Here is a 607-nt window from a genome sequence, read left to right as displayed (position 1 = left end):
ACTAGAGCGTTTCCCTTTCATGTTGGATCGTATCCACACGAGTTGAAGTAATTCTGAGCCTCTTGCGGTTCGACCAGATCAATCAACTTGCCGATGCGGTCCCAAAGCCCAGTGACGGTTCTTTCAGCGACCTTTCGTAAGAGTGCCTTCAGTTTGGAGAATGCCTTCTCTATAGGGTTGAAGTCTGGGCTGTAGGGCGGAAGGAACATCATTGTCGCGCCAACCGCTTCGATCAATTCCCTTGCTGCCGGCCTTTTGTGGCTGGACAGATTATCGAGGATGACAACGTCGCCTGGTTTCAATGTAGGAACCAAAACCTGAGCGACATACGCCTCGAACCATTCACCGTTGATTGGTCCGTCTATGACAAGTGGCGCCACCATTCCCGTGTTGCGCAGGCCGGCAACCAATGTGGTCGTCTTGCGATGACCGTGAGGAAAACCCATCCGCAACCGCTCGCCTTTGCGGCATCGCCCATGAGTACGTGCCATATTGGTCGCAGTCCAAGTCTCGTCGATGAATACGAGCCGCTCTGGATCGAGATCGAGTTGCTCCTCGAACCAACATTGCCTCATTTCCAGAACGTCCGGGCGGCTTTGCTCTACCG

1 protein-coding gene is annotated in these 607 nt (G+C 53.7%); it reads right to left on the bottom strand.

The annotated features are described in order from the left end of the window. Positions 1-17: 17 nt before the first annotated feature. Positions 18-607: IS630 family transposase (locus OIV19_RS23635; protein ID WP_264234345.1), on the bottom strand; the 590-nt coding region annotated here is incomplete at its 5' end.

Source organism: Brucella sp. HL-2, from assembly GCF_025846885.2.
Classification (GTDB): domain Bacteria; phylum Pseudomonadota; class Alphaproteobacteria; order Rhizobiales; family Rhizobiaceae; genus Brucella; species Brucella quorumnocens.
This window is presented reverse-complemented; position numbering and strand designations above follow the sequence as displayed.